24 protein-coding genes are annotated in these 23,944 nt (G+C 66.0%); 10 read left to right on the top strand and 14 right to left on the bottom strand.

The features are described from left to right. Nucleotides 1-94: 94 nt before the first annotated feature. The 6 genes from EER30_RS44510 to EER30_RS44485 form a co-directional block, all read right to left on the bottom strand. Nucleotides 95-451, bottom strand: a complete 357-nt coding sequence (locus tag EER30_RS44510; RefSeq protein ID WP_127508682.1) for a hypothetical protein — start codon at nucleotides 449-451, stop codon at nucleotides 95-97. Nucleotides 452-456: 5 nt separating this feature from the next. Continuing rightward, nucleotides 457-1,269: an SAM-dependent methyltransferase gene (locus EER30_RS44505; protein ID WP_127508680.1), complete on the bottom strand. Its 813-nt coding sequence runs from the start codon at nucleotides 1,267-1,269 to the stop codon at nucleotides 457-459. Nucleotides 1,270-1,456: 187 nt separating this feature from the next. Further along, nucleotides 1,457-2,209: a GOLPH3/VPS74 family protein gene (locus tag EER30_RS44500; protein ID WP_164842751.1), complete on the bottom strand. Its 753-nt coding sequence runs from the start codon at nucleotides 2,207-2,209 to the stop codon at nucleotides 1,457-1,459. Nucleotides 2,210-2,241: 32 nt separating this feature from the next. Continuing rightward, nucleotides 2,242-3,261 carry an acetamidase/formamidase family protein gene (locus tag EER30_RS44495; protein ID WP_127508675.1) on the bottom strand — a complete coding sequence of 340 codons (1,020 nt, stop codon included), beginning with the start codon at nucleotides 3,259-3,261 and terminating at the stop codon, nucleotides 2,242-2,244. A gap of 3 nt (nucleotides 3,262-3,264) precedes the next feature. Beyond that, nucleotides 3,265-4,695: an APC family permease gene (locus EER30_RS44490; protein WP_127508672.1), complete on the bottom strand. Its 1,431-nt coding sequence runs from the start codon at nucleotides 4,693-4,695 to the stop codon at nucleotides 3,265-3,267. A gap of 170 nt (nucleotides 4,696-4,865) precedes the next feature. Further along, entirely contained in the window at nucleotides 4,866-5,189 is a 324-nt protein-coding gene (locus EER30_RS44485; RefSeq protein ID WP_127508669.1) for a hypothetical protein, read from the bottom strand. 855 nt (nucleotides 5,190-6,044) lie between these two features. Here EER30_RS44485 and EER30_RS44480 point away from each other — a divergent pair. The 3 genes from EER30_RS44480 (at nucleotide 6,045) to EER30_RS44470 (ending at nucleotide 8,634) form a co-directional block, all read left to right on the top strand. Further along, nucleotides 6,045-6,926 (top strand): helix-turn-helix domain-containing protein, encoded by an 882-nt coding sequence (locus tag EER30_RS44480; protein ID WP_127508666.1) that lies wholly within the window; start codon nucleotides 6,045-6,047, stop codon nucleotides 6,924-6,926. Beyond that, nucleotides 6,923-7,144 carry a DUF397 domain-containing protein gene (locus EER30_RS44475; protein ID WP_127508664.1) on the top strand — a complete coding sequence of 74 codons (222 nt, stop codon included), beginning with the start codon at nucleotides 6,923-6,925 and terminating at the stop codon, nucleotides 7,142-7,144. Before EER30_RS44480 ends, EER30_RS44475 begins: the two co-directional genes overlap by 4 nt. Nucleotides 7,145-7,263: 119 nt before the next feature. Continuing rightward, nucleotides 7,264-8,634: an NsdA family TPR-like regulatory protein gene (locus EER30_RS44470; protein ID WP_240670717.1), complete on the top strand. Its 1,371-nt coding sequence runs from the start codon at nucleotides 7,264-7,266 to the stop codon at nucleotides 8,632-8,634. Nucleotides 8,635-8,651: 17 nt separating this feature from the next. Here the strand turns inward: EER30_RS44470 and EER30_RS44465 are convergent, their stop codons facing one another. Beyond that, nucleotides 8,652-9,548, bottom strand: coding sequence for an HAD family hydrolase (locus tag EER30_RS44465; RefSeq protein WP_240670716.1), 897 nt, complete (start codon nucleotides 9,546-9,548; stop codon nucleotides 8,652-8,654). A 127-nt stretch (nucleotides 9,549-9,675) separates the two neighbouring features. Here EER30_RS44465 and EER30_RS44460 point away from each other — a divergent pair, with 127 nt between their 5' ends. From EER30_RS44460 to EER30_RS44450, 4 genes are all read left to right on the top strand, one after another. Continuing rightward, complete coding sequence (locus tag EER30_RS44460) at nucleotides 9,676-9,882, top strand: hypothetical protein (RefSeq protein ID WP_127508661.1); 207 nt, start codon at nucleotides 9,676-9,678, stop codon at nucleotides 9,880-9,882. A gap of 33 nt (nucleotides 9,883-9,915) precedes the next feature. After that, nucleotides 9,916-10,068 carry a hypothetical protein gene (locus EER30_RS49230; protein ID WP_240670715.1) on the top strand — a complete coding sequence of 51 codons (153 nt, stop codon included), beginning with the start codon at nucleotides 9,916-9,918 and terminating at the stop codon, nucleotides 10,066-10,068. Further along, entirely contained in the window at nucleotides 10,035-10,472 is a 438-nt protein-coding gene (locus EER30_RS44455; RefSeq protein WP_240670720.1) for a GNAT family N-acetyltransferase, read from the top strand. The genes EER30_RS49230 and EER30_RS44455 overlap by 34 nt, the downstream gene beginning before the upstream one ends. Nucleotides 10,473-11,016: 544 nt before the next feature. Beyond that, nucleotides 11,017-11,496: a hypothetical protein gene (locus tag EER30_RS44450; RefSeq protein ID WP_127508658.1), complete on the top strand. Its 480-nt coding sequence runs from the start codon at nucleotides 11,017-11,019 to the stop codon at nucleotides 11,494-11,496. Nucleotides 11,497-11,499: 3 nt separating this feature from the next. Here the strand turns inward: EER30_RS44450 and EER30_RS44445 are convergent, their stop codons facing one another. Next, complete coding sequence (locus tag EER30_RS44445) at nucleotides 11,500-12,741, bottom strand: IS110 family RNA-guided transposase (protein WP_127508656.1); 1,242 nt, start codon at nucleotides 12,739-12,741, stop codon at nucleotides 11,500-11,502. Between the two features lie 520 nt (nucleotides 12,742-13,261). Between EER30_RS44445 and EER30_RS44440 the strand changes: the two genes are divergently transcribed. Then, the gene (locus EER30_RS44440; RefSeq protein WP_127508653.1) at nucleotides 13,262-14,425 is read left to right on the top strand and encodes an IS110 family RNA-guided transposase; all 1,164 of its coding nucleotides are present in this window, start codon (nucleotides 13,262-13,264) and stop codon (nucleotides 14,423-14,425) included. A gap of 197 nt (nucleotides 14,426-14,622) precedes the next feature. On the opposite strand, the gene EER30_RS44435 is transcribed toward EER30_RS44440, so the two are convergent. The 4 genes from EER30_RS44435 to EER30_RS44420 all read right to left on the bottom strand — a co-directional run bounded on the left by EER30_RS44435 (nucleotide 14,623) and on the right by EER30_RS44420 (nucleotide 19,829). Next, entirely contained in the window at nucleotides 14,623-15,159 is a 537-nt protein-coding gene (locus tag EER30_RS44435) for a hypothetical protein (RefSeq protein ID WP_127508650.1), read from the bottom strand. A gap of 268 nt (nucleotides 15,160-15,427) precedes the next feature. Beyond that, entirely contained in the window at nucleotides 15,428-16,909 is a 1,482-nt protein-coding gene (locus EER30_RS44430) for a hypothetical protein (protein WP_127508647.1), read from the bottom strand. Nucleotides 16,910-17,633: 724 nt separating this feature from the next. Next, entirely contained in the window at nucleotides 17,634-18,698 is a 1,065-nt protein-coding gene (locus EER30_RS44425; RefSeq protein WP_127508644.1) for a DUF4238 domain-containing protein, read from the bottom strand. A 15-nt stretch (nucleotides 18,699-18,713) separates the two neighbouring features. Next, nucleotides 18,714-19,829, bottom strand: a complete 1,116-nt coding sequence (locus tag EER30_RS44420) for a hypothetical protein (RefSeq protein ID WP_127508640.1) — start codon at nucleotides 19,827-19,829, stop codon at nucleotides 18,714-18,716. Nucleotides 19,830-19,999: 170 nt separating this feature from the next. Here EER30_RS44420 and EER30_RS44415 point away from each other — a divergent pair, with 170 nt between their 5' ends. Further along, the gene (locus EER30_RS44415; protein ID WP_127508637.1) at nucleotides 20,000-20,242 is read left to right on the top strand and encodes a carbon-nitrogen hydrolase family protein; all 243 of its coding nucleotides are present in this window, start codon (nucleotides 20,000-20,002) and stop codon (nucleotides 20,240-20,242) included. Nucleotides 20,243-21,056: 814 nt separating this feature from the next. Here EER30_RS44415 and EER30_RS44410 read toward each other — a convergent pair. Then, complete coding sequence (locus EER30_RS44410; RefSeq protein WP_127508634.1) at nucleotides 21,057-21,605, bottom strand: RNA polymerase sigma factor; 549 nt, start codon at nucleotides 21,603-21,605, stop codon at nucleotides 21,057-21,059. A gap of 42 nt (nucleotides 21,606-21,647) precedes the next feature. Between EER30_RS44410 and EER30_RS44405 the strand changes: the two genes are divergently transcribed. Continuing rightward, nucleotides 21,648-22,988 carry a serine/threonine-protein kinase gene (locus EER30_RS44405; protein WP_205650697.1) on the top strand — a complete coding sequence of 447 codons (1,341 nt, stop codon included), beginning with the start codon at nucleotides 21,648-21,650 and terminating at the stop codon, nucleotides 22,986-22,988. Between the two features lie 67 nt (nucleotides 22,989-23,055). Here the strand turns inward: EER30_RS44405 and EER30_RS49540 are convergent, their stop codons facing one another. Next, on the bottom strand, nucleotides 23,056-23,640 hold the full coding sequence (locus tag EER30_RS49540; protein WP_127508631.1) for a calcium-binding protein: 585 nt from the start codon (nucleotides 23,638-23,640) through the stop codon (nucleotides 23,056-23,058). Nucleotides 23,641-23,944 lie beyond the last annotated feature (304 nt).

Genomic DNA, 23,944 nt, shown 5'->3' with positions numbered 1-23,944 from the left:
GGTCGCCGGACTGAATCCCACCCCGCCGTTGTCGAGCGTCCGCAAAGGCGCCGGCGTGACGCGAAACGATGTCGGCATGTCGTCCCCCTGCTGGTCAGGCGCCGGGCTCGGTGGCGAGGGTGCTGGTCATCGGTTGCGGCGGCATCGTCAGTGTTTGGACGCCGAGGTCCTCGTTGTCGCGGCTGTGAACCTGCGTCAACATCCCGGCGGTGGCGAGCCTCGCGAGCAGCTCCCGCAGCCCGGCAGGGCGCAGCCGGATGGCCTGGAGCAATCGGTGCACCGTGTACGGGTCGAGCTCGACGATCACCGTGCCGGGCTGGCGGGCCGACGTCGCGAGGTAGTCAGCCACCAGGCGGAGCCGTCCATCCGGGAAGCGCAGATGTACGTACGCCTGCCAGATCGCGGCGAGGGCATCGCCTCCGTCGGTCGCGTGGCCGGCTCCGCCAGTCATGTTGATCATGGTTTCCGTGCCACCCCGCAGAACACATCCACCTCGGCTGGGGTATCCGCAGCTGTGTCCGGTCGCCATTGGCTGGTGGAGACCACGCCGGGCTCGACGAGTTCCAGGTTCTGGAAGAAGCCGGCGATCTGGTCGGGGTGGCGGGCGATGTACGGGGTGCCCGCCTTGATCGAGATGCGGGTGGCCTCGTCGCGGGCTTCGGGATTGATGATGTTGGTGCCGTCATTGACCACGACATAGCTGCCCGAGGGTAGGGCGGACACCAGCCGGTCGAGGATGGTGCGTGCCTGGTCGTAGTCCACGACGTTGCCCAGGATGCCGAACATCATCAGAGCGATCGGCTCGGTGAAGTCCAGGCTCCTTTTCGCCCCACGCAGAACGGCGCCTGGGTCGTGCACGTCGGCGTCGAGGTAGTCGGTGACACCCTCCGGCGAGCTGTTCAGCAGTGCCCGTGCGTGTACCAGCACCAACGAGTCGTTGTCGACGTAGACGATCCGTGCGTACGGGTTGATTCGCTGGGCGACCTCGTGGGTGTTGTCAGCCGTCGGCAGGCCCGTACCAACGTCTAGGAACTGCTTGATCCCCGCCTCCGCCGCCAGGTACCGCACGGCGCGGGTGAGGAACTGCCGCGACTGCCGGGCGATATCGGTGATGTCGGGGAAGAACTCCACGATCTGGTCACCGAGCGCCCGGTCGGCGGCGAAGTTGTCCTTGCCGCCCAGCCAGTAGTTCCAGACCCGAGCCGAATGCGGCACCGACGTATCGAGCGACGCGGGGGGCCACGCGCAGCCCATCGAGTCGACATTCATGACGCGCCCCCTTGCGGCCCGAGCGTCGTGGGGGTGTGTGGCCGTAGTCCGGAGGGTTGAGGCAGCGGTACACCCCCGGTCGCCACCTGGACCGCCGGTGTGTCGGGTGGTGCGGGTTGCACGCCGGGGCTGTGCCTGGCCGGGGTGCAACCGGATGAGGCGGTGGCGGGCCGGTTCTGGTCGAGGGTCATTGCATCGCCGCTACGGCCAGGTCACCGCGACCGGCGTCGACCGCCTGCACCACGGCGGTGACGCTCGGGTTCTCGTGTTTCGTGACGACGTGCCACAACCACTGGGTCAGGTCCCGGGTGTCCATGCCGTCGTACAGGAACTCGGCCAGCTCGAGCGCGGCGACCAGACCACACAAGGCCACGCACTCGTCGTCGGGCGCCGTATACCGGACCCGGCCCCGCTGCGCGTGGTAGCTGACCGCATCGCGGATGTGGGCGCGGGCACGGATGGGGTAGCCGTGGTGCACCGGCAGGTGGGTCTTGGTCTTGAGGAGTCCGCCCAGCCGGCGACGCTCGGCGCGCTGCAACAACCCCACGGCCACCAGCCCGCCGCGGACCCGCTCGTACAGGTCGGCGGTGGCGAACGAGCGCAACCACGCCCGAAGCTGGTCGCCGCTGCGGTGCTCGCGCGCGATGCGCTCCACGGCGTCCAGCGCGGCGTCCAGCGGTGCGCTGCCGGCAGGGCCAGGCCGGACCACCGTCAACCGTCCCGGTTGTTCCTGCCATTCCAGGCGGAACTCGTCGTAGGTGTAGCCGACTGCGACGTACTCCTTGAGTGACAGCTCCAGCAGCAGCGCCCCGGCCAGGCCGACCGCGAGGGACTGCTGGTTGAGCAGGAGGGCACCGGTGTCGTCGTCGTGCGCGAGCAGGTACAGCTCGGCGTGCAGCGGCAGGACCGCTTTCGGGTCGAGGCGGATCGTCGAGGGCACGGAGGGAGCCTTGTCAGCAGTCACGAACACAGTCATCGCGCGCCGGTCCCGGCGGACGTCGAATGGGGCTGGCTGCGCAGCCGCTCATGGGCGCCGCCGTAGGCGGCCACGCCTCGCAGGTTTGGCTTGGGCAGGGCGGCGAGCATGGTGTAGTTCGGGTCGCACACATTGCCCACCGGCGCGGTGCCGGCCTGCGCGACGAGCTGGTACGCGTCGAGCAGGTCGAGGCCGGTCAGCTCGGCGGTCCAGCCGACCAGGTCGTGCTGGCTGATCCGGAACGCGTCCTCCAGAGGGCGGGCACAGCCGACGGACATGATCGCGGTATCGGACTCGATCCGGGGCCATGGCGTTGACACGCCTTTGATGACCTCGACGGCGATGGTGGTGTACATGGCGACCTCGACCGCGACGCCGCTCGCCTCACCCTGGCCCTGCCGGGCGTGCCCGTCACCGAGGCCCAGCATCGCGCCGTGCACGTTGACCCCTAGATACAGCGTGGTACCCGCGCGCAGCTCAGGAGTGTCCATATTCCCGCCATGCGTGTCGCAGGTGAGGCTGCTGCGGGCCTCGAACCCGCCCGGCGCGACGCCGACCGTGCCGTGCATCGGGTCCAGGGGCAGGTCCGCGGTGTATTCGGAGAGGCGGGCGCGGTAACGCACCACACCGGCCTTGACGTCGATGTCGTACAGCCAGACCCGTTCCTCCAGCGACGGCTGCAAGCTCGCCGTGTGAGACGTCGAGGTGAGCGCCCCGAAGTGCGGGAACGTGCTGGACACCCCAGTCGTGCGGGCCGGGACGATCGACAGGAAATGCACGGCGAGGGTGTCGCCGGGCTCCGCGTCCTCGATGAAGAACGGCCCGGTGACCGGGTTCAGGTACGGCATGGTGCAGACCTGCGACGGCAGGTCGTCCACCGTCTTGATCACGCCGCCGAAGCAGTCCTCGGTATAGGTGGACAGCACGTCGCCGGAGCGCAGGTGCACGAGTGGCATTTTGGCGCCGAAGGTGTATCCGTAGTCCTTGTCGGTGGGCATGAACGTGTGCTGGGCCATGACTCACGCCCTCTCGCGCACGGGTGCGCCGGTGCGCTCTGCGGGGGTGAGCCCGGACAGCACCGGGCGCCGGCCCGCGACGTACAGGCCGATCAGGACCAGCAGGCCGAGCCCGATCCACGCGAACCCCAGTTTCTGTGCCGCGACGTTGGCGTTCCACACCACGAATCCGAGGATCGTGGCACCGACCAGCGGCATCGCCAGGTGCGCGAACAGGTTGCGGCTGCGCTGCCGGAACAGGTGGTAGGCGATCACGGACAGGTGCAGCAGCAGGAACGCGGTCAGCGCCCCGAAGTTGATCAGGCTGGACAGCAGCGAGATCCCGTCGTCGCGTACGTTCATGTACAAGCCCAGGGTGAGGGAGACGACAGCAACGAGCAGGATCGCGTTGCGCGGCACGTTGCGCTTGCGCGACACCTTCGCCAAAAAGCCCGGGAGCTGCTTGTCGCGGGCCATCGCGTACAGCAGCCGGGAGATGGCCACCTGCGCGACCATCGAGTCCGGAAGCCCCCACGCGATAGCGGTCGCGAACGCGCACAGCGTGCCCAGCCACGGCCCCGCCGCCACCGCGATGGCCGTGTAGAACGCCGTACCCTCCGGATCACCGCCTGCGATCAGCGCCTGCGGGTCCGGGGTCAGGATGGCCGCCAGCCAGGTCTGTGCGATGAACAGCAGCCCCGCCACCACCAGTGCGCCGGCCATCGCCCGGCCGATCACCCGCGCGCCGCCCTTCGCCTCCTCGGCGAGCATCGCGATGCCGTCGAAGCCCAGGAACGACAGCACCGCCACGGAGGTCCCCGCGAGCACCATCGCCACGCCGAAGGTGCTCGGGTTGTACAGCGGCTCCCACGTCCACCGGCCTACGCCGGTGGCGACGGCCCACGCGCCGATGCCGAGGACGATGAACAGCACGGCCAACTCGCCGACCAGCATGATCCAGGTGAACTTAGCGGTCACCTTGATGCCGCGGGTGTTGATGGCAGTATTCGCCGCGACGAACGCGACCAGCCATCCCCACACCGGGACCGCCGACAGCACCGGGACCGCCGCCAGGCTGGCGTGCAGGGCGACCGAGGCCACCAGATAGAGCAGCGTCGGCACGAGGACGTAGTCGAGCATGATCGCCCACCCGGCGATGAACCCGACCGGTGCGCCGATACCCCGGCCGACGTAGTTATAGACCGAGCCCGACAGCGGGAACGGCTTGACCATCTGCGCGTACGAGAACGCGGTGAAGATTAACGCAACGACTCCGATCGCGTACGCCGTGACCACCATGCCGCCGGACGCGGAGAACACCGCGCCGAAGATCGCCATCGGCGCGATCGGCACCATGAAGATCAACCCGTACGCGAGCAGGTCACGGAACCGCAGCGCCCGCCGTAGCTCCTGCTGATAACCGAACCGCTGCAACTCTTCGACCGGATACGACACCGGGGAAATCCCTTCACTGGCATTCGAGGGGTGAGGACTCCGCCGGCCGCTGGGGTGAACCTGCGGAGAGTCAGAGGGCTCCGGGGCAAGGCGACCCGGCTCCAGGTCTTGCCGGGCGATACCGCGCTACCCGCCGCCGCGCCCTGCCCAGCAGCGGCGACGGGCGCGGCTCATAGGCGCGGGACGAACCGCACGTCGTCGACCGTCCCGCCGACCTCGATCCGGGTGTACAGACGAGCCAGCACCTCGCCCGGCGTGGCAGGCGAGCCGTCGGCAGCCGCCACCGGATCCAGCCTTGCCGTGTCGGCGTACACGCGGCGCTCGATGGTGTCCGCGTCGATCGGCCGCAGCCGGCAGCCGCACACGGCCATGTATTCGCGTTTCGCGGCGGGCGAGCCCCACCGGCAGAACGGTGCCCCGCACCGGCAGAACAACCGGCCGCACAGCGGATACGGGTTGATCGGGCGGGCCAGGTTGACGAGTTCGCTGTGCATGGAGGGTTCCCTCGCCGCCGATGCGCGTGGGCGCGGGTCCGCCATCCGAGCTGCGCTGCCGCGCGGTTGGTCGCGCCGTGATCCGGCGGACCCACCGCGTGGTTGGGTCCGGGTCACGACCCTCGGGGGACAGTCGTGACCGGACGTCTCGGGCGGCTGTCACCCGAGCGGGTGAACGACGACCGGCAGAAGCAACGGGCGGCTGACGTCGCCGGCTGTGGCCGCCGCAGCGGGTGGGCGCGTCGACATCTGCCGGGTTGAACCCGGCCGCCGCGATGACCGTCGCTGCGTGAGCCCGTGACCGGCAAGTCCGGCTCATACAGGACCGACACAAGCCAGCACCATCTCGCCGGTGCGACCGGTAGACCCACACCGCCATGGCGAACATGGACGAGGACGGCAGGCCGCGAACGACGGCGTCGCCGTACGGCGACGCCGGGCCGCTGATCGCCATCGTGGACGGCAGTACGCAAGGCACGGCCGACTCGTCACGGCGTTCGGTCAGTTTCGGTGACCCGTCGGCGCTCATCACGTCCTCCTCGGCAACGGTCGGATCATGTTCGCCCTGTGGTGCGGCTGTCTGGACGACCGCTTGGCGGGCTGCCACATCGATGTGTCGCTTGTGGTGTGCCTACGATCACTGACAGTCCGCAGGTGCGGAACCCCGAATTGCAAGGAGTTTTAATAGGAGAGTTAGCAGGAGGCGCGCCGTTGACCTGCGGATTCTTCACCCCAGGAGACCGCTGGGCGGATCTTGACAAGGAAAACCGGGGTTACGCTCTGGCCGCACCGGACAGTCCTAAGCGGTCGGACAGTCACGGTGGACTCGCTTCTGTCCGTGCCGGAGGTTCGTTGATGATCAGCCCCTACGTGCGCCGCCATCGCCTTGCCACCGAGCTGATCCGCCTCCGCGAGGAGCACGGCTACTCCACCCAGCGGCTCGGCACGGCCGTCGGCATTCCCCGCCAGCGGATCAGCCAACTACAGAACGGGCACGTACGCCCGAACGACGACGAGATCATGCGCATCCTCAACGTGCTCAAGGTCGGTGACCGCCGCTGGGAGCAGATCACCACCATCGCCCGGGAGGCCGGCGAGCGCGGCTGGTGGGAGAAGTTCCGCGACGAGATGGGCCCTAGCCAAGCCCTGTACGCCGACCTGGAAGCCGGCGCCCGCTCCATCGCCGAGTACCAGACCCTGCTGCCCGGTCTGCTTCAGATACCCGAGTTCACCGAAGTCCGGATGCGCGTCAACCGCGGCCCCCGGCCCGAGGACTTCGACCCGACCCGGGCGCTGGAGGCCCGCCAGATCCGCCAACGCATCCTCCACCGTGACGGCGGACCCAGCTACGAGGTCATCATCGACGAACTGGCCGTGCGCCGACATGCCGCACCCCCGGAGGTCGTCCGCGCCCAGCTCGACCACCTCGTGCAGGTCGGGCGGGAACGCAAGAAGAAGATCACCATCCGCATCCTGCCGATATCGGCATCGCTGCCGGGATACGTGGTTCCGGGATCACCGTTCTTCACGTACCGGTACCCCGACCCCGGCGATCCCGTCGTCGTCGCCGTCGAGATGGTCCGCCGCGACCTGGTCCTCACCGATCTGGCCGAGACCAGCCAGTACCTGGACCTGTACCGGCGCCTGCAACAGGCGGCGCTCACCCCCGATGAAAGCCTCGCGTTCCTCGCCACCGTGGCCGAGGAACTGTCCGACTACGCAGGGAACCGACGATGACATCGAGCAAATTCACCAACTGGCGCAAGAGCACCCGAAGCGATCAAGGCAATTGCGTCGAGGTCGCCTTCGCCGCCGGCGGAACCGTCGGCGTCCGCGATAGCAAGAACCCCACTGGCGCGGTTCTAGAGTTCGGCCCCGGCGAATGGGATGCCTTCATCGCGGGCGCCCAGGCCGGGGAGTTCAACTGCGGTTCCGCTCAGCACCACGATGCGTAGCCAGCAGGTCGACCTCGGGCGGACGTTCGTGGTGGAGCCCGAGGGTGAGATCCCCTTGGGCTACCCGACCATCAATTACCCTGCCATCCTGGGACAACCGACGAGGAGGTGCGCCGCCCGTGGGCGAACTTGATCAGCCGGATGCCAAGCTGACGGCTCACTCGATCCGACACGGCGATCAGACGATGGGCAGAATCAAGAGGCGGCCGAACACGCTGCTGGCCCAAGCACGCCGCGCACGCAAGTCTCCTTCAGGATCTGGACGCCCGATGTCGCGGCAGGAACTCGCCGACGCGGTAAACGCCTACTTGTGGGACATCTACCAGGTCACGAGCACCTGGGACGAGACCGACATCGGCCGTCTCGAACGAGGTGAGAACCGGTGGCCCGGCAAACGACGTCGGGAGGCCTTCCGCGCCGTCCTTCACGCACAGACCGACAGCGAGATCGGCTTCTACATCGATCGGGCGTCAGTCGCCACGTCCCAAGCCGCACCTACGCCATCCGGCAGCATCATCGGCAATGCCGACCTGCGGGTGCCCGAGTTGTTCACGGACCATGCCCTCCACGTCGACAGTGACGCGGGCGACGACTGGAACAGTTTCTCCGTCGTCACCAGCATGCTCGCCCAGCAACGCCAAGCCGTCCCACCCGCAGCTCTGCTCGGCCTGGTGGAGGCGCACCGGGAATGCCTGCTGACGCTGTTCCGCAAAGCAGAGAAGGATCCGATCAGAGTCGATATCGGCGTGATGCTCGGTGAGGCATCCATCGTCGCCAGCCGACTGTGGAGCGCACAAGGCAACCGCTCCATGGCCCTGGCCCACTGCGCCTACGCCCGCAGCCTCGCCGATCGACTCGGCAGCATCCGGCTTGGTGCCACCGCACGGATCTTCGAAAGTAACCTGCACTCGGGGGCCTCGACGCTGATCCAAGCCGACGGCGACATCATGACCGGGCTGCGACTGCTCGACGAGGCCGCCGCTGCGGCTGACCACCTCACCGCTGCGGCGCAGGCCAGGATCGCCGCCGAGCAAGCCCAAGCGTATGCCGCGCTAGGCCTTCGCAACGAGACCGACGACGCCCTCGTGCGGGCACGGCAGGCCGCCTCCGCCATCACCGCCCAGGACCGCACAGGTCTGTTCAGCGACTGGAACCCCACACGCGTGGACGTGTACGAAGGCACCTGCCTCCTGCTGCTCAAGGAACCCGCACGCGCTGTCACCCACCTGGAACAAGCAGCCACCGCCCTGAAAAACGACCCGAGCAACACCAACGTGGCGCTCGCCGCCCGTGTCGACCTCGGCAGCGCCTACGCGCTCACCGGCCACCTCGACGTGGCCTGCACCACCCTCGGGGAAACCTACGAGCGCCTGCGGCAGATCGGTAACCTCCGCGGCATCTCACGCGCCCAGCGCGCCCGAGAAGGACTCAACCGCTGGAACAGCGAGCCGATCGTGCAGGAACTGGACCGACGCATGGCTGCGGCCTGACACGACCCGACCTCCGGTCAGGGCTGCTGGACCAGAGAGGTGATCGTCGCGACGACCAGCTCGGGGTCGAGGCGGTCAAGCACCGCGTCCGGGCCATGGCTGGCCAGTTCCTCCCGGCTTTCCCTATGAGCGACCACCACCACCCGGAACCCCGCATACCTGGCGCACGCAATGTCGTTCGGGGCGTCTCCCACCACCACGGTCCGCTCCGGCGCCAACTCGACCCCGAACTTCTCCCGGTATCGTCGCGCCACCACACCGGCAAGCTGGAGCCGGTCCCGATGATCCGACCCGTAGGCCCCAATCTGAAGGTCCAACCCGTCCCGCACGTTCAGCGAAGCGACCTTGATCTCGGCAGCAGCCCGCAGATTCCCGGTCAGAACCGTCTGCACGAAACCCCGCCGATGCAACTCGGCGATACTCTCGACCACACCCGGGCACGCCGGTTGCACCCGGGCCAACTCGTCACGGCCTGCCTGCATCACCGCAGCCAGCACGGTGCTGAAGCGCGGGACGCCGGCCTCGGCATCCGCCGGCGCAATGCCAGAAGCGACCGCCGTGTCAACCACGATCGACTCATCGGTGTAGCCGTGAACCTTGGCCTTCGGGAAGACCACCGACGGCTCCCCGATCCCGTACGTCTGGGCAATCGACCGGCGCAACCAGCGAAGATCCGCAGGAATCAAGGTGCCGTCCACATCCCACACCACAACACCCGCATCGCGCTGATCCACCAAGACATCGTCGCACAGCAGACACGAACGGACGCCCTCGCCGATCGGCCGCGTCTGCCCGCCCGGCTCCTGCTCGGCGTTGACTCGTACCCGTCGTAGCCCCTGTGGCGTCATCACGGTCTTGTCGACGTACCGGAACGGCTCGCTACTCAGGAGCCCCTGATAGAGGGACCACTGCACCCACTTGTCCAGCGCGGCAACCGAAGCACTGGCCGCGCTCGACCTCTTATGAGCACGGCAGCCCCGCGGACCGGGCATTCAGCGACGAAGCCGGCGCCCGCGCCGAGCCAGCCCTTGCTCGTGTGAAATGGGCCAGGTCGAGGGCGCACGCGACGCACTCACCGCCTTGCTAGCACCGGAGCCCGAGCGGCGAATCGGCGGAATCGTCACCAGCGCCGGCCGCGTCCACCAGGCCCTCCGTGAACGCCGCTACGCCGGATCGGCCGAGGCGCGCTCGCTGCGTGAAGAGATCAAATCGTTCACGCGTGTGCCCGCAGCCGCTCTCCCCGCCTGACCAGACACCCCGGCGCAGGCTACCGTCATCGCTGTGTTTCCTGTTGAGATCACCGGCACCCGCGTCGCACTCCGCGAGTTCCGCGCCGACGATCTGGACGCGTCGATGGCGGTAGTCGGTGACCCGACGTCACCCGATCGCTCAGCTTCGACATACGCAGCCGAGATGATCAAACCGAACGCCTAGCCGCGGACTTCACTCGAGCCCAGACCGAGCCGCGCTCGGACTACTACCTCGCCATCGCGAACTGCGACGACCTCCTGATCGGGTTCGTCCGCATCGGCTTCGGCCGAGACCGAAGCGGAGAACTCGGGTACGCCGTCCGATTCGCTGACTGGGGAAGAGGCTACGCGAGCGAGGCCGCCGCCCTCATGATCCAATTCGGCCTCGACACTCTGCGACTGCATCGCATCCAGGCAGCCTGCGGCCCGGACAACTACGCCTCGCAGCGGCTACTCGCCCGGCTTCGTTTCGTGCCGGAAGGCCGCATTCGAGATCACGTCTTCACCAACGATGCGTGGCGCGATTCGCTTCTATATTCGGTACTCGAACACGAGTGGCGCAGTGAGGTTGTTCGAGCACGGAACTGACATCGTCGGCAGGCAGGTCAACATCTGGGCCCTTCCCACCCGGCCGGACGCGAAGGGTCAGACTCCGAGCTCTCGTCGATCTTCAGAGCGAACATCGACTTGGATCCACCCCATGAGCTGCCGGTAACCCTCTCCCTCGTACGGGGGCGACATGCTGGCGTATCCCACCACCGCATCGAGACCGAGCGGCAGATCCGGAAGAGCGTCGAAACCAGCCTCGGCGCCCGCCGCGATCTGCCTGACGCGGACGATGACCTCACCGCCCCGGCCCTCGTGCTCGAAAGGGATTCGGAGATCGCCTGTCACGCGGGCGCGTTAATAGCCGCCGCAACCTCGCCGGGACGCGCTCATCGGCACGAACGTCCGCTGAGCCTCCCGCGCCGACCTCACGTCGCGTCACCGCCCTCCCGCGGCCAGCGCGCACGCTCGGCGGCTACTTATTTACTGGTCATACGACCGCAGCCCGGCCAGGCTTGGTCGAGGTGACCGGTGGAGTCGCTCGCTCGCGGCTGTCCACCGCAGTTTGGTGTGACTCTCATCTGGCATGCGCCCCGCCGGTCACCGCGGCGCGGAGTGGCTCAAGACCTCCGATCTCCGTAGCAGTCAAGTGCTCGTCACCTGGTTGGATGATTCAGTGAACTATCAAGAGCTGTTCGCGGACGTGCGCAGGCGGCCCGGCATGTTCTGCCTGGACGGCACTTTCCATGACTTCACGGTATTCGTGCGCGGGTGTGAGGCCGGCAATGATTGGCAGCTGTTGACCGGCTTCCGGGAGTGGCTGGTTACTCGCGTTGGCGGGGGCGACAACCTGATCTGGGAAGCGCTGGTGTTGCGTCTGGCGTTCCCAGAGCAGTCGCATGGGCCCACCCGGGAGGAGTTGGCAAAGGACTCGGTCATCAACAACGCTGCCGTCGAGAGGCTTTTCGAGCTGCTGGACGAGTTCCTGCAGATGCGCGCCGAACACGGAGGCGTGGCGAAGGTCTTCGACGAGTATTGGCGCTGGCGACGAGCGCAGCCTTGGTGATGATCAGGTTGTCGCTGGCGCTGGCTGGCTGCAGGGGAATGCCTTGGCTTCGTTGTAGGGCTGGCGAGTCACAAGACATTGGTGGAGGCAGCCGAGAACCCGGTTGAACAGGTTTCGCAGTGCGGCGGCGTGCCGGTCTCCGTGGTCCTGGCGGCGGCGGTCGTAGTGCGCTCGAGCGCCGGCTGAGTTGCTGGTCGCGATGAACGCCCAGATGAAGCCGGCGGCGGCGAGCCGGTCGTTCTTGATGCGGCGGTGGGTGATCGAGATGCTGCGGCCGGAGGCGCGAGTAACCGGGGCTGAGCCGGCGTAGGCCTTGAGCGCGCGGGCGTCGGTGAAGCGGCTGCGGTCGTCGCCGAGCTCGGCCAGCACGCGGGCGCCAGTGAGGTCACCGAGTCCTGGAAAGCTAGTGATGATCTCGTAGTCCGGGTGCTGGGCGAACGCTTCGGAACAGGCTTCACCGAGCTGATCGACGTTGGTGCAGGCGGTGTCGAGCGCGGCGAGCAACGCGAGTGCGGCGGTGCCCATGGCGTCCTCGACGAGCGGCTGTTGCCGCAGATGCGGCACCCGCAACGCGGTCTGAAGCTCGTTGGTGAGGTCGTCGATGCCACGCTTGCGGCCGCCGCGGCGCAGTGCGGCCGTGATCCGCGTCTTGGTCAGCTTGGCCGCCGCGGCTGGGGTCGGCGCGATCGCCAACACCGCGCGGGCATCCGCGCTGACCAGGAAGTCTTTGCGGTTGATGAAGGCATTGAGGAACGCGGGGTAGTACTCGCGCAGCAGCGAGCGCAGCTCGTTGGAGGCCTTGGTGCGCCGCCAGGTGGCGTCCTGGTGTGCGCGGGCCAGCACCGCGATGGCGCGGGCAAGGTCGGTGTCGGCGGGCAGGGCCCGATGGACATGAGCGTCGGTGCGCAGGATGTTGGCGAGCACGACCGCGTCGGCGTGGTCGGACTTGCTGCGCGCGACGGTGTGCCGGTCGCGATAGCGGGCCACAGCCATCGGGTTGATGGCGTAGACCGGCCGGCCGGTGGCCCGCATCGCCGCGACCAGCAGCCCGCGGGGTGTCTCGATCGCCACCGGAATCGGCGCCTCCGCCGTGTCGCCGGCGGCAGCCAGCATGTCGAGCAGCTGCTGCCAACCCTCGACCGACTCGTGGATCCGCTTCTTCGCGACGAGCTTGCCGTGCTCGTCAACCAGCGCGACGTCGTGATGCCGTTCGGCCCAGTCGATGCCGCAGAACACCTTGCCCATGGTCCCTCCGTGTCCGAGTTTGGCGTTTGCCCAGTTCAGTGCCCATGGCGGGAACGCGCGGCGCCCTAATAGCGAGGCTCATGGCCTACCCTCCGATAAGCCGTGTCGCGATCCCAGCGACCAGCGCGTCCCCGGTCTTCGTGCAGAGCTCGGCGGCTCCCGATCAGCGAGGGGTGCGTCGTGCTGGCGGGCTCGAACCGCGACAAGACATAGACCAATCGACCCGGCGACCGACAGCCGGTCTGTCCGTCAACGGGACTTCGGTCGGCGCCTTGCCCCTCCCGGTCTTGAGCGAGGACTGGACGTCCGGAGGGGACTTAGGTGATCGAGGCAAGGCGCCGAGAACGGCCCACCGCTCGCTGCGGCGCCTGTCTTACCGGAGGCGTCAGAACACCGGAAACGTGTTAGGCGTCCCGTGCTGCGGCGAACCGTTCGAGAGCTATTAGAGGGGTATGCCCAGCTCAAAGTAGCGCTGCCCTCCCGTCGACACTCATTGTCGAATCGAGGGAGAGGCAGCCACATGGGCCAGGTCATCATCGGTGTAGACCCGCACAAGCGCTCCGCGACCATCGAAGTCATCGACCAGCACGAACGGGTCCTCGGTAAGGGCCGGTTCGGCACCGATCACGACGGCTACAAGGCGATGCTCGCCGCCGGCCGCAAGCACACCGACCGGATCTGGGCGGTCGAGGGCTGCAACGGCATCGGCCGACATGTTGCTCAGCGCCTGGTCGCCGACGGCGAAACCGTCCTCGACGTGCCCGCCAAACTGTCCGCCCGAGCACGAGTGTTCTCCACCGGCCAAGGCCGCAAGACCGACCCGGTCGACGCCCACAGCGTCGCCGTCGTCGCCCTGCGAACCCCCGACCTGCGGCAGGTCACCATCGACGACACCACCGTGGCGCTGCGGCTACTGGTCGACCGCCGTGACCAGCTCGGCCGCGCCCGAACCGAGATCGTGTCCCGGCTGCACCACCTGCTGCTCGAGCTGGTGCCCGGCGGGGCGAAGAAGTTCCTGTCCGCCCAGCAGGCCCGCGCCCTGCTTAACACCGTGAGGCCCCGTGACGTCGTCGGCAAGACCCGCCGCTGGCTGGCCTCCGAGCTGATCCACGAACTCGTCACGACCGACAAGAAGATCAAAATCGCGAACGCCGAGCTGACCGAACTCGTCGCCTCGACCGGCAGCCGGCTGCAAGAACTGCACGGCATCGGCCCGTCCGGCGCCGCCCGACTGATCGGCGACATCGCCGACATCAGCCGCTTCACCAGCCGCGCCCACTTCGCGTCCTGGAACGGCACCGCACCCATCGACGCGTCCTCCGGCGACCAGAACCGCCACCGGCTCTCGCGGGCCGGGAACCGGCGCATCAACCGGGTTCTGCACATCATGGCCGTCGTCCAGCTCCGCAACGACACCGAAGGCCGCCGCTACTACCGGCGCAAACTCGCCCAAGGCAAAACCACGATGGAAGCCATGCGAGCGTTGAAACGGCGGCTGTCCGACGTCGTCTACCGGCAGATGACCGCCGACGCCAAACGGCTCAGAACGGGCCCGGGAGGACAAGCGGGGGCGACTCTGCAATCCAGCGCGGCCGACTCGAACCCCAACATCGGCACTTCGGAGAAGTCACTTCCCGGACCCGCCGAACCCCAGCCTAGAACACCACTCCTCACCGCCTCTTGACACAGAGGGGTGCCAGAAGAGTTAGACCGGGTCGGCTGGGCACTCAACCTCAGGCCAACAGATTATCCAAGCCAGTCGGCGTGCCGCCAACTCAAGATCTGCTATCAAGGGTGAATTTCAGACGCGACAACCCTCGGCGGTTAAAGACTGAGCGTAGCCCTGACTCTGTTGGACGACTTGTTTTATGCTCGATGCCGCTAGGGCATCCTCATGACCTCACGCCAGATGCCCTGTGAGTCGACCTGGCTACCGTTATCCAGAACGGAGTAAAAAAGATTGAAAAGCGGCTCGAATATGATCCGGTCGGTATCCCATGAGCCATTAAGCCGACCATCGCCTAGCCAACCCCCTACCAGCCGCTGAAAGACGTCACGATTGTAGGTTCGAACAACCGTCTCGCATATGGCAGAAATCTCCTGGATTCCAGCGACCGTCATCGAGAATTGTTGAGGATCGTCTGGGGGATCAACTCCCAAGGCAAGTAGATTTCGGGCGCTAAGAACACCAGCGGCGTGCGCGACAGCGTGACGAAAATGGCAAGCCTTCGAAAATTCGTTTAGCGCTTCTTCGAGAGAAGATCCAGGCTTATTTATATCGATGCCTAGCATCGACTTGGTCCGCTTCTTTATCTCGCCTGCGTCAGCAAGACTACTTCCCTCTAAGACGGTCAGGGCAAGAAAATCGTTTTCGTAGCGACGCGCCGCGAAAAGAGTTACTTGACTTGCGTCGCTCACCCCACGGGCACGCGGACAGATACACGCAGCACGTGAGAGGATGGACCTAATGTAGCTCTCAACGCCGCCAATAATGCGAACTACGAGCATGGACGCTGTTCGCGAATCCGCCTGAATCAATGCCGGAGTTGCAGATGTTACAACGACTCGAAGGTCGTCCAAAAAATCGTCAATTGGGGCTCGGGCCGACGAGGCCCAGGGTTGAATTAGGTTTTCTGGCCGAAGATTCGCCGGCGTCCCCGCCTGCGAAACCCTCAACCAAGCCGGCTCAGACATACACGAACTCCTCGGCGGCCCGCCGAATGCGCTCCGCCCAGACGGGCCCAATGTAAGGCACTGACCTTAACTGGGTCGCTTCGTCATCCAACAATATGTCCTGTACGGTGCGGAGGTTCGTCTCGCCAAGAATACTATCGATCTTGTTCTGAGTAATTGGCAGAGCATCGATTGCTGCACCCAGGAGTTCTTTATAGATAGAAGCCTCAGTCAAGCGAGAGCCACATTTCATGCAGTATCGAGCTTCTGCTGATAAGCGAGGCTCGCCACATGTGGCGCACGGAGGTAGGTCAAGGGTGCATCGATCCGTGAAGTCGGACCCGAGAAGTTGAACTCCTCTAGTCCGCGGGTACAACTGGGCATTCCTGCTGGTCAACGCCCGAAGGGCCGACGCCGTCGAGGGATTCCGGCCAAGCGCTAAGCCGTTTTCTGAAAGTAGCAAAGCGTGGTGAACCCAGTAGCGTTCAAACGAACCCTGTTCGCCGCGGCTCACGCTGCCCATCCGGCGAATAAGCCCTGCATACTCAAGAAGAGCAAGAATGCGCTTTAGCTCCTCCTCAACCGGCTCGCCAATTGCCACGATTGTCGCACGGACTGGTTCAGCCGCGCGGCTGCGATTGTAGCGCTGCAGAGATGCAATCATGGACGACTGGAGTTGCATTCCGAGTTCGACGAAGTTTTTAAAGCGGGGCAACTTGACCGCGAGGGCTTTAAATACATCTCGAGTATTTGATGCATAATCAGTAATGGCGGCGTCAGCGCGTAGCCGCGTAATGCGCGGCGAAGCCGCCTCCTCGACGCCCAGAAGGTTGGACAGCATGAGAATAAATCCTCTTGGCAATCCAAAGCTAGCTAACGCAAGAAGATCCAAGAGCTCCTCACGCCCTTCGAGTCGCTTACGCATCGCCTCGGGAAGACGCCGTTCTGCAATACCACGCATTACTGGCAGATACTCGTCGTCGTCCGGTCGCATCCACGCCTCGACCATCTCTGCGTCGTGACCGATGTGAAAAGTTGGAGTATAAGTCGTCACGCCCGGGTACACGGCGGCCTTCGGTGCGACGTACCGGCTGCGCAAGTCTCTGTAGATACCGAAGAATTCTCGTTGCTGGTCGGAGGAAAAGGCATGCGCCGCATCATCTAGGAGCAAGACGACGCGTCGGCGATCTATGGCCATTGCCCACTCTTCAAGAGAGTCGACCATCTCTGTAGGTGACATCGAAAACTCTAATGAGTCGGGCGCCTGGCCAGCTTCAAGATCCCGAATCTGTCGGCGTGCAGCATCATGAATTTGATCGAAGGTGCTTCCTTTGAGTAATTCTCTCGCGGACCGCGGCACACCAGCGATGATTTTGGCAAGAACCCATTGCCTGAAAAGAATTAACGCATTTGCCTTTTGATGGAAGAGAGGTTCCAGGGCGAGCGATTTCCCGTAGTTGACATAGATCGGGAGTACGTGCCCCTCTTCCAACATCCTAAAGTATGCTAACCGCAAATAGGTGGACTTTCCCGATCCTCGGGGACCGGTTAGGAGCTTCGGACCCGGCCCTATCAGGCGGGAGAGAATCTCAGAATCGCGCGGTGTTCTCTCGGTCCAGGCGCGGAGGTCTTCTTCCGAGAGATACTCGGCCCGCTCCTCAAAGATGCTTGCGAGACCGTCCGCGGGCATTCCGGCTCCCATCTATCACGTTGGCCGTCACAGACTACATCCACAAAGTCCCGGTCAGTGTCCTCTACTCGGCAGATCCGGGCGCTGCGAAGACGATCAAAGTGACTGACTGTGGTCGACCGTAGCTGAGCCGGCTCCGTTGCGAACCTGTGGCTTCATCCGCAGATGTCAATATCGCCCTGTGCTCGGTGGGGTACGGGGATCTACACTCGAAGACGTACGCCGACAGGTGGCATCGCACCATTTCGCAGAGCAAGACATGGCCGTATTACGGGTCGGCGTCACGGAGGTAGAGGGCGAGGGTCCCCACCGCGACGCCAGGCGTTCTCGGTATGCAGGCGCAGCAGAAGGGCGTCGCGAGCCGTGCCGTTGCGGTTTCCTGGCTGACCGGCCTTCCGGACGCTCGATGAGTCCAGTGGCCGCGTCGCGGGGTTGTCCTCCGGCGCCGTCTACAGTCGCAAAAGCCGCGCCGACATCACACCGGCTCCCGAGCACTACGACAATGCCACCCTCACCAGGCACGATGTCGTCAGTCACCATGTCGTTCGCCGCTGGCTGGGCCGAAGCGTTGTTGCCGCCGGTCCATCTCGTTGGACATCGCGGTGACGATGGCTCGCGCGTCTTCGTCGCGAGTCGGCGAGGTTATCGCGGCGCGTGGCTCGGGGTGCTGGTCCAGCCAGCGTCGTTCCACTCCGTGGTCATCGTCCAGCAGGTCGTAGCTCAGCAGCATTTGCGGGAGCTCACCGGCGGTGCGGACGGCGGGCTCAGCATGCGCGGAGGGGTCATGCTCGGGGTGGAAGAACACGTGGCGGACCGCTGTGTCGATGACCATCGAGTTGAGGCCGAGTACGTGACCAGGATGCAGCTTGAAGCGGTGGTCGCTGCGGATCGTTCGTTCACTGGTCGATCCGAGACCGGGCAGGTAGAGGCAGCGGTGCGGATCCATCGGCATGTAGATGTCCCAGAACTGCGCGGCGCGGCGCTGGTCGGAGTGATCCTGACCGTTGAGCACCAGTACTGGGACGTCGCCGGTCAGCAGGCAGTAGTCGCTGAAACCGACGCCCCAGGGGCGGTAGAAGATGGCGGCGGCGAGTCCGGCGATCATCTCGGCGATGTATGCGATGTGCCGGTTGGCGCTGACGAACGGGCGGGGAAGGTCGATGTGCTTCGCGGCCGGCGACGCAGCATCGCTGTTGGCGAGGTCTAGGCGGGTGCGCTGCCGCAGGGTGCGCAGGATCTGAGCGGCGATCCACCACGAGATGGAGTGCCGCGTGGCCGTGCGCGGCGGCCACGGAGGAACTGCGTCCTCGGACGGCAGCGTGCCGGTGTCGAGGATCTTTCGGAAAGCCGTTGCCGCGTCGGCCTCGAGCGCGGTGAAGAACTTCTCCAAGTGGTGGTGCGGTACGCCGTCAACGTCGCTGCCCCAGTAAAAGCCGCGCTCGACGGCCACGTCATTGACTGAGGCCGGGAACCGGACCTTGAGGTCGGGGCTCATGGCGACCAGTTGCGCTCCGCCGGGCCGGTGGCGAGCGAATCGGCGCAGGTACATGCGCGGCACGTGGTGGTCGCGAGTGTTCGTGGCATTGGTATGCACGGCAGTACCTGGTCTCTACGCGGCGATCATGGCGGTCGGCTGGCTCAGCCAATCGGCCAGGACCCGCTTGTCGTTGCGGTGTCGGACGCCCCAATGTCCCTGGAACGCCAGGGCATCGAGCGGGAAGCCGTGGGCGGCGAAGGGGTTGTCGAACCGAGTGGTTCGCGGTTGGTAGGGGCCACCGGGGAACCATTCGTGCAGTGAAAACACCGACGACACCTGCGTGCGCTTGCCGGACGGGTGTTTGCGGCCGACGCCGAAGAAGCCGTCACCGCGCCTGGTGGCTTGGCCAGTGGCAATGACCACGGCCGGCGTGCCGACCAGTGCCTCGTGAACCTCTTCGACGCTGCACCACGAGTCGCGGATGCCGACCACCAGAGCGAACGGCTTGTCGTCGAGCTCATATTTGCCGGCCTTCACATCGAGACGGTCCCGCAGCCGGATTGCGGCATCGATGAAGCCACCGGTGACGGGCCCGCCGATAACTGAGGCTCCGCCGTCAGCGGGTCGCCGGTCGCGACGCAGTGGGTAGAACTGGAAGGCGATGTCGGTGCTCCTGCCGACGTACACGCGTTCGGGGGTGCCGGTCGCGTCATGGTCGAGGTGGTCGGGATCCTGCCGCAACGCCTCCAGGATGGAGCGCAGCCATCGGGTGAGGTGCTTGACGTTGGGTGTGCTATCCCAGCGGTGCACGTCGAACGAGAGCGAGTGAGTGGTGAGAGGGACGAGCCGGTTGATCTCGTCTTCGAGCCAGGCGTTTCGGCGGGCTTCCTTTCCCCAGTCGTCGCGCTCGAACAGGGTTAGCACCTCGACCGTCCCGACGTACTCCGGCCCGCTGTAGAGACGGAAGTCCGGGCGAGTCTTGACGCCCTCCTCATAGGCGAGGTGGTATCGCTGGCGTAGCTGCTCGTGCACGTACAACTCGTCGAGCGCCGAGAGGAGACGCCGATTGTCGGTGGAGCGAAGATCGGCCCGTAACCGGCCGCTGACATCGGGGAACCACTGGTAAAGCTCATTAACGATGCGGCGGCCCTCGGCCGCTGCCGGCCGGGTGACCTCCGTGAACCACGTGACGGTCGGCTCCGATGCGGTCAGGGCCCAATCACGTCGGGTCGCCGGTCTGTCGAACACCTGTCTCACCACGGATGGCTACGGTAACCCACGGCCGCGGGCTTCACCACCGGAATTGCTTTGGTCAACCACCCGTTGGTGGACGCGTGAGCTGTGGTGACTCTAACTGGGGGCCGACCTGTGCGGCTGAGCCTGCCGACGGATGCTTTTGCGGCCGAAAGGTTCGCTTGATGCTGATCGGTGCGTGCCAGACGCCGGAGATTCTCGGTGATGTGGTTGCGGCAATACGCGTCGTGTGCGACTTCGCTGGGCAGGCGGACGCGGCAGGGCTCGATCTGCTGCTGTTCCCGGAGTGCTTCCTGCAGGGCTACCTGGTCACCGACCAGCATATGCAGACCCATTTGCTGGAGGTGAAGTCGCCCAGTTCGCCGCGGTCCTGGCGCGGCTGGCCGCAGTGCGTCAGTTGCTGGTGATGGGCATCATCGAACGACACAACCACCGGTACTACAACACGGCGCCTGGTCATCGCCGGCGGACACTGTTCACCCCGGGCGACGGCTATCCGGTTTCCGACTGCCACGCGACGAGAGCACTAACCTGTGGGATTCAGCCGGCTGTGGCCTGGAGGCGGTCCTGGGCCGGTCGCCTTGCCGGCGAGCGTTCACCTGGCCGTACGAGGCGCACGAGCGCAAGCATGTCCAGACGGCGCTGATTCTTTTGTCCGCTCTCACCGGGGCCACGCCACCGGCCCAGGGCACAGGCTGGGACTACGACCGAGGCAAGTCACATAGCAACGTCCAGGCCAGCAAGCTGCTCCAGCAGTGGTTCACCGACCCCGCCCTGGTCCAGCAGACTGAACACGACCATATCGTTGATGCCGCGGACATAAACGAAGACCAGCGCCGTGACGCCTCCGCTATGTCATTCATCGCGGGTAGCCGTGGAGGTTGCTCCTACCCGCCGGCGCCCCTTGGGCATCGAGATGTGGTGCCGCGGTTCCTTGCTGTTGCTACCAGCGCTGCAGGTCAGGCATCTGCAGGACCTGACCGACAACCGATCGACATGCGAGCGACACAGGAGCGAACTGGCTCCGATGTCGACAATGGTTGATAGCGTTTCCGCAGGTCAAGCGGCATCAAGGCGATCTGTGTCGCAAGAATCCTGAGGATTAAAAGTCCACAGCTCTGCCATTGAGCTAGCGGCCCGCGGATGCAAGATTACCGACCCTGCGCCGTCCCGCAATCATTGCACCCGTCGTGCCGCGCGCGCTCCCGGATATCGGTTCCGTCAGAACTCGGCCAGCAGGTGCTGCCGGACCTGGCTGCGGGCCTGGTGGATCCGCGATTTCACGGTGCCTTCGGGGATACCCAGGTGGGTCGCGATCTCTTTGTAGTCGAGCTGGCAGATGTCGCGCAGCACCATCGGCGCGACGAGCTCGGCCCGGGCCGCCTCGAGTTTTTCGAGCGCGTCGAGCAGGTCGAGCCGGGATCCGGCGATCACGCTGGTGGTGCGCGCGTCGGGCACGTCCACGGGCATCTCGGCGTACCCCTGCTCGGCTGCTCTTCTTTTGAGCGTCCGGTAGGTCTGCCGGGAGCCGTTGGCGATGATGACGTGCAGCCAGGTGCTGAACTTCGACCGCCCCTCGAAGCTGCCGATGTTGCGGGCCACCTGCATGAGCACGTCCTGGCAGGCCTCCTCGGCATCCTGATAGCAGGGCAGGAATCTCGAGCACCGCCTCAGCACACTCGGCCTGATCTCGGTCAGCAGCATTTCCAGCGCCGTACGATCTCCGGCCGCGGCCCGCCGGGCCAAATCTTCCTGAACTTCTTCGCGCACGCCGTCCCCGTTCCCCGATTCACCGGCGTTGATAATACGAGCGTGCAAGTACCAACCATGATCGGCCGATACCGGATCACCGAGCGGCTCGGTTCGGGCGCCTTCGCCACAGTGTGGCTCGCTGAGGACGAAGTCCTCGAGTCGATGGTCGCCGTCAAAATTCTGGCCGAGAACTGGGCGCATCATCCGGATGTGCGGGCCCGGTTCGAGCAGGAGGCGCAGGTGTTGCGCCGCGCCGATTCGGAGCGGTTGGTCCGGGTGCACGATTTCGGGGAGATGCCCGACGGCCGTCCCTATCAGGTGATGACGTACGCCGCCGGTGGCACTCTGGCCGACCGTCTCGAGCTCGGCCCGATGCCCGTACGGGCGGCTCTGCGCAACGCGGTCGACATCGCCCACGCGGTGAGCGTGCTGCACGAGTCGGGCGTCCTGCACCGGGATCTGAAGCCGTCGAACGTTCTCTTCGACACGGTGCGCGGTTCGGAGCGGGTGCTCGTCGCCGATCTGGGGCTGGCCAAGGAGATCGCGCACGCGTCCGGCTTCACGGTTGTCGCCGGGACGCCCGGCTACATGGCGCCCGAGCAGCACCTTCCCGGTGGTGGTCTGGACGTGCGGGCCGACGTGCACGCGATCGGCGCGATGACGTACCAGATGTTGACCGGTCTTCCCCCGCAGATGGGCAAGGCGGCCACGGCCGCTCCGTCGAGGCTGCGAGCCGGCATTCCGCGCGACGTCGACCGGGTGGTGATGCGGGCGCTGAGCAGTGACCGGGATCGCCGCTGGCCTTCGACCGCCGCCTTCGCCGAAGCGTTGGAGGCGGCTGCCACCGCCGTTCCGAGCCGGATTCTGCGGGTCCTGCGGCGTGGTGCCGGCACCGTCGTGGCGTTGGGACTGCTGGTCTACGTCGGCGGCGCGACCGTTGTCGGCGGGACGCCGGACGGCTGGGTGCGGGTCAGCGACAACGAGGGGGCTCTGTCGGTCGCGGTTCCGGGTGATTGGGCGCGGCAGTTGCGGGACTCCGGCTGGAACGTCGCCGCGGTGGGCATGCCGGCCGGTTCCGAGCCGGGCCTGCAGGTGGGCGCCGACCTTGCGGACGAGACGTCGCCCGGAATGTTCGCCGGGGTGAGCCGGTGGCTGGTGCCGGGGTCGGGCGCCGAGGTTCCGTCGCATCCGGGGTGCACGCGGAGTCCCGATCGTGAGGTCACGCTGGCCGGCCTGACGGGACGGGTCCAGCGCTGGACGGGCTGCGAGGGGGGCGCGGTGTCGTACAGCGAAGTGGTTTTGACCGGGCCCGGCGAGCCGGGGGTCTATCTTCAGATTCGGCAGAACAGCGCCGGTGCGGATCGCACCGACGCTGTGCTGAGGACGTTGCGCAGGACCTAGCGCGGCCGCCGGGTGGTGGATGGATCCCCCCGTTTTACTTGGACCCATCCACCACGGCGGCCGCGTCCTAGGCGACGATGCGGTCGGTGCCGGATCCGCCGCGCAGCTTGTCCTTGCCCGAGCCGCCGATCAGGTGGTCGTTGCCGGCGCCGCCGTAGATCGTGTCGTTGCCGGAACCGCCGTAGACCTTGTCGTTGCCGCCGTTGCCGTAGACGGTGTCGGCGCCGCTCTCGCCGTAGATGAGATCGCCGGCCGTCGCGCCCCGGACCGTGTCGTTGCCGGAGCCGGCGTACGCGATCAGCTTGAGCCGGGTCTTGTTGGTGATGCTGTCGTTGCGGTCGAAGGTGCTGACCCGGACGCGCTCGGTGAGCTCGCCGACGCCGCAGAGCACCTTGGTCCGGTCGCCCTTGACCGCCTTGCAGCCGTGACCGGCCTTGATCGGGAACTTGTCGTCGATCGAGATGTAGTGCGTCGGGCCGCTGGCGACGACGATCCGGTTGGCCTTGCCGGTGGCCGCCTTGTAGACGACGACGCTGCCGTCCTTGTCGGCGACGGTGTAGGCGACGGCGGTGGAGCTCGCCTGGGCGGGCGTCGCGAAGGCCGCGGTCAGGGCGGCGCCGAGCAGAGCAGCGGTGAGGTAGGCCTTACGCATGATGTCTTCCCCGTTTTCGTGTCTCAGTCTTGCTGACACTTAGTGCGATGCGTCCACACCCGAGAAAGTTCTGGCTCGAAGATCACGAGTGGATAACGGGGGCACGGCAACGGGCCGCTGATTGCAGCGGCCCGTTCTCGAACGGCGGGACTCGGGGGGCCCGGCCGGGATCAGTAGGTCAGGACTTGATCCAGTCGAGGATGTCGGCGTCCAGCTTTTCCTGGTAGTCGCCCTGGATGCCGTGCGGCGCACCCTCGTAGATCTTCAGCGTGCCGTCCTTGACCAGCTTGATCGACTTCAAGGC

Source organism: Actinoplanes solisilvae, assembly GCF_003999975.1.
Lineage (GTDB): Bacteria > Actinomycetota > Actinomycetes > Mycobacteriales > Micromonosporaceae > Actinoplanes > Actinoplanes solisilvae.
The sequence above is the reverse complement of the archived record's forward strand: the minus strand, read 5'-3'. Positions and strand labels throughout refer to the sequence as shown.

What these genes read in the sequence shown, in the direction of transcription:
- EER30_RS44450 (WP_127508658.1), top strand. Translation starts at nt 11,017, where the DNA reads ATGCGCCCCGCCGGTCACCGCGGCGCGGAGTGGCTCAAGACCTCCGAT.
- EER30_RS44475 (WP_127508664.1), top strand. Translation starts at nt 6,923, where the DNA reads ATGACATCGAGCAAATTCACCAACTGGCGCAAGAGCACCCGAAGCGAT.
- EER30_RS44485 (WP_127508669.1), bottom strand. Translation starts at nt 5,189, where the DNA reads ATGCACAGCGAACTCGTCAACCTGGCCCGCCCGATCAACCCGTATCCG.
- EER30_RS44480 (WP_127508666.1), top strand. Translation starts at nt 6,045, where the DNA reads ATGATCAGCCCCTACGTGCGCCGCCATCGCCTTGCCACCGAGCTGATC.
- EER30_RS44445 (WP_127508656.1), bottom strand. Translation starts at nt 12,741, where the DNA reads ATGGGCAAGGTGTTCTGCGGCATCGACTGGGCCGAACGGCATCACGAC.
- EER30_RS44430 (WP_127508647.1), bottom strand. Translation starts at nt 16,909, where the DNA reads ATGTTGGAAGAGGGGCACGTACTCCCGATCTATGTCAACTACGGGAAA.
- EER30_RS49540 (WP_127508631.1), bottom strand. Translation starts at nt 23,640, where the DNA reads ATGCGTAAGGCCTACCTCACCGCTGCTCTGCTCGGCGCCGCCCTGACC.
- EER30_RS44495 (WP_127508675.1), bottom strand. Translation starts at nt 3,261, where the DNA reads ATGGCCCAGCACACGTTCATGCCCACCGACAAGGACTACGGATACACC.
- EER30_RS44460 (WP_127508661.1), top strand. Translation starts at nt 9,676, where the DNA reads ATGGGCCAGGTCGAGGGCGCACGCGACGCACTCACCGCCTTGCTAGCA.
- EER30_RS44505 (WP_127508680.1), bottom strand. Translation starts at nt 1,269, where the DNA reads ATGAATGTCGACTCGATGGGCTGCGCGTGGCCCCCCGCGTCGCTCGAT.
- EER30_RS44440 (WP_127508653.1), top strand. Translation starts at nt 13,262, where the DNA reads ATGGGCCAGGTCATCATCGGTGTAGACCCGCACAAGCGCTCCGCGACC.
- EER30_RS44510 (WP_127508682.1), bottom strand. Translation starts at nt 451, where the DNA reads ATGACTGGCGGAGCCGGCCACGCGACCGACGGAGGCGATGCCCTCGCC.
- EER30_RS44415 (WP_127508637.1), top strand. Translation starts at nt 20,000, where the DNA reads ATGCTGATCGGTGCGTGCCAGACGCCGGAGATTCTCGGTGATGTGGTT.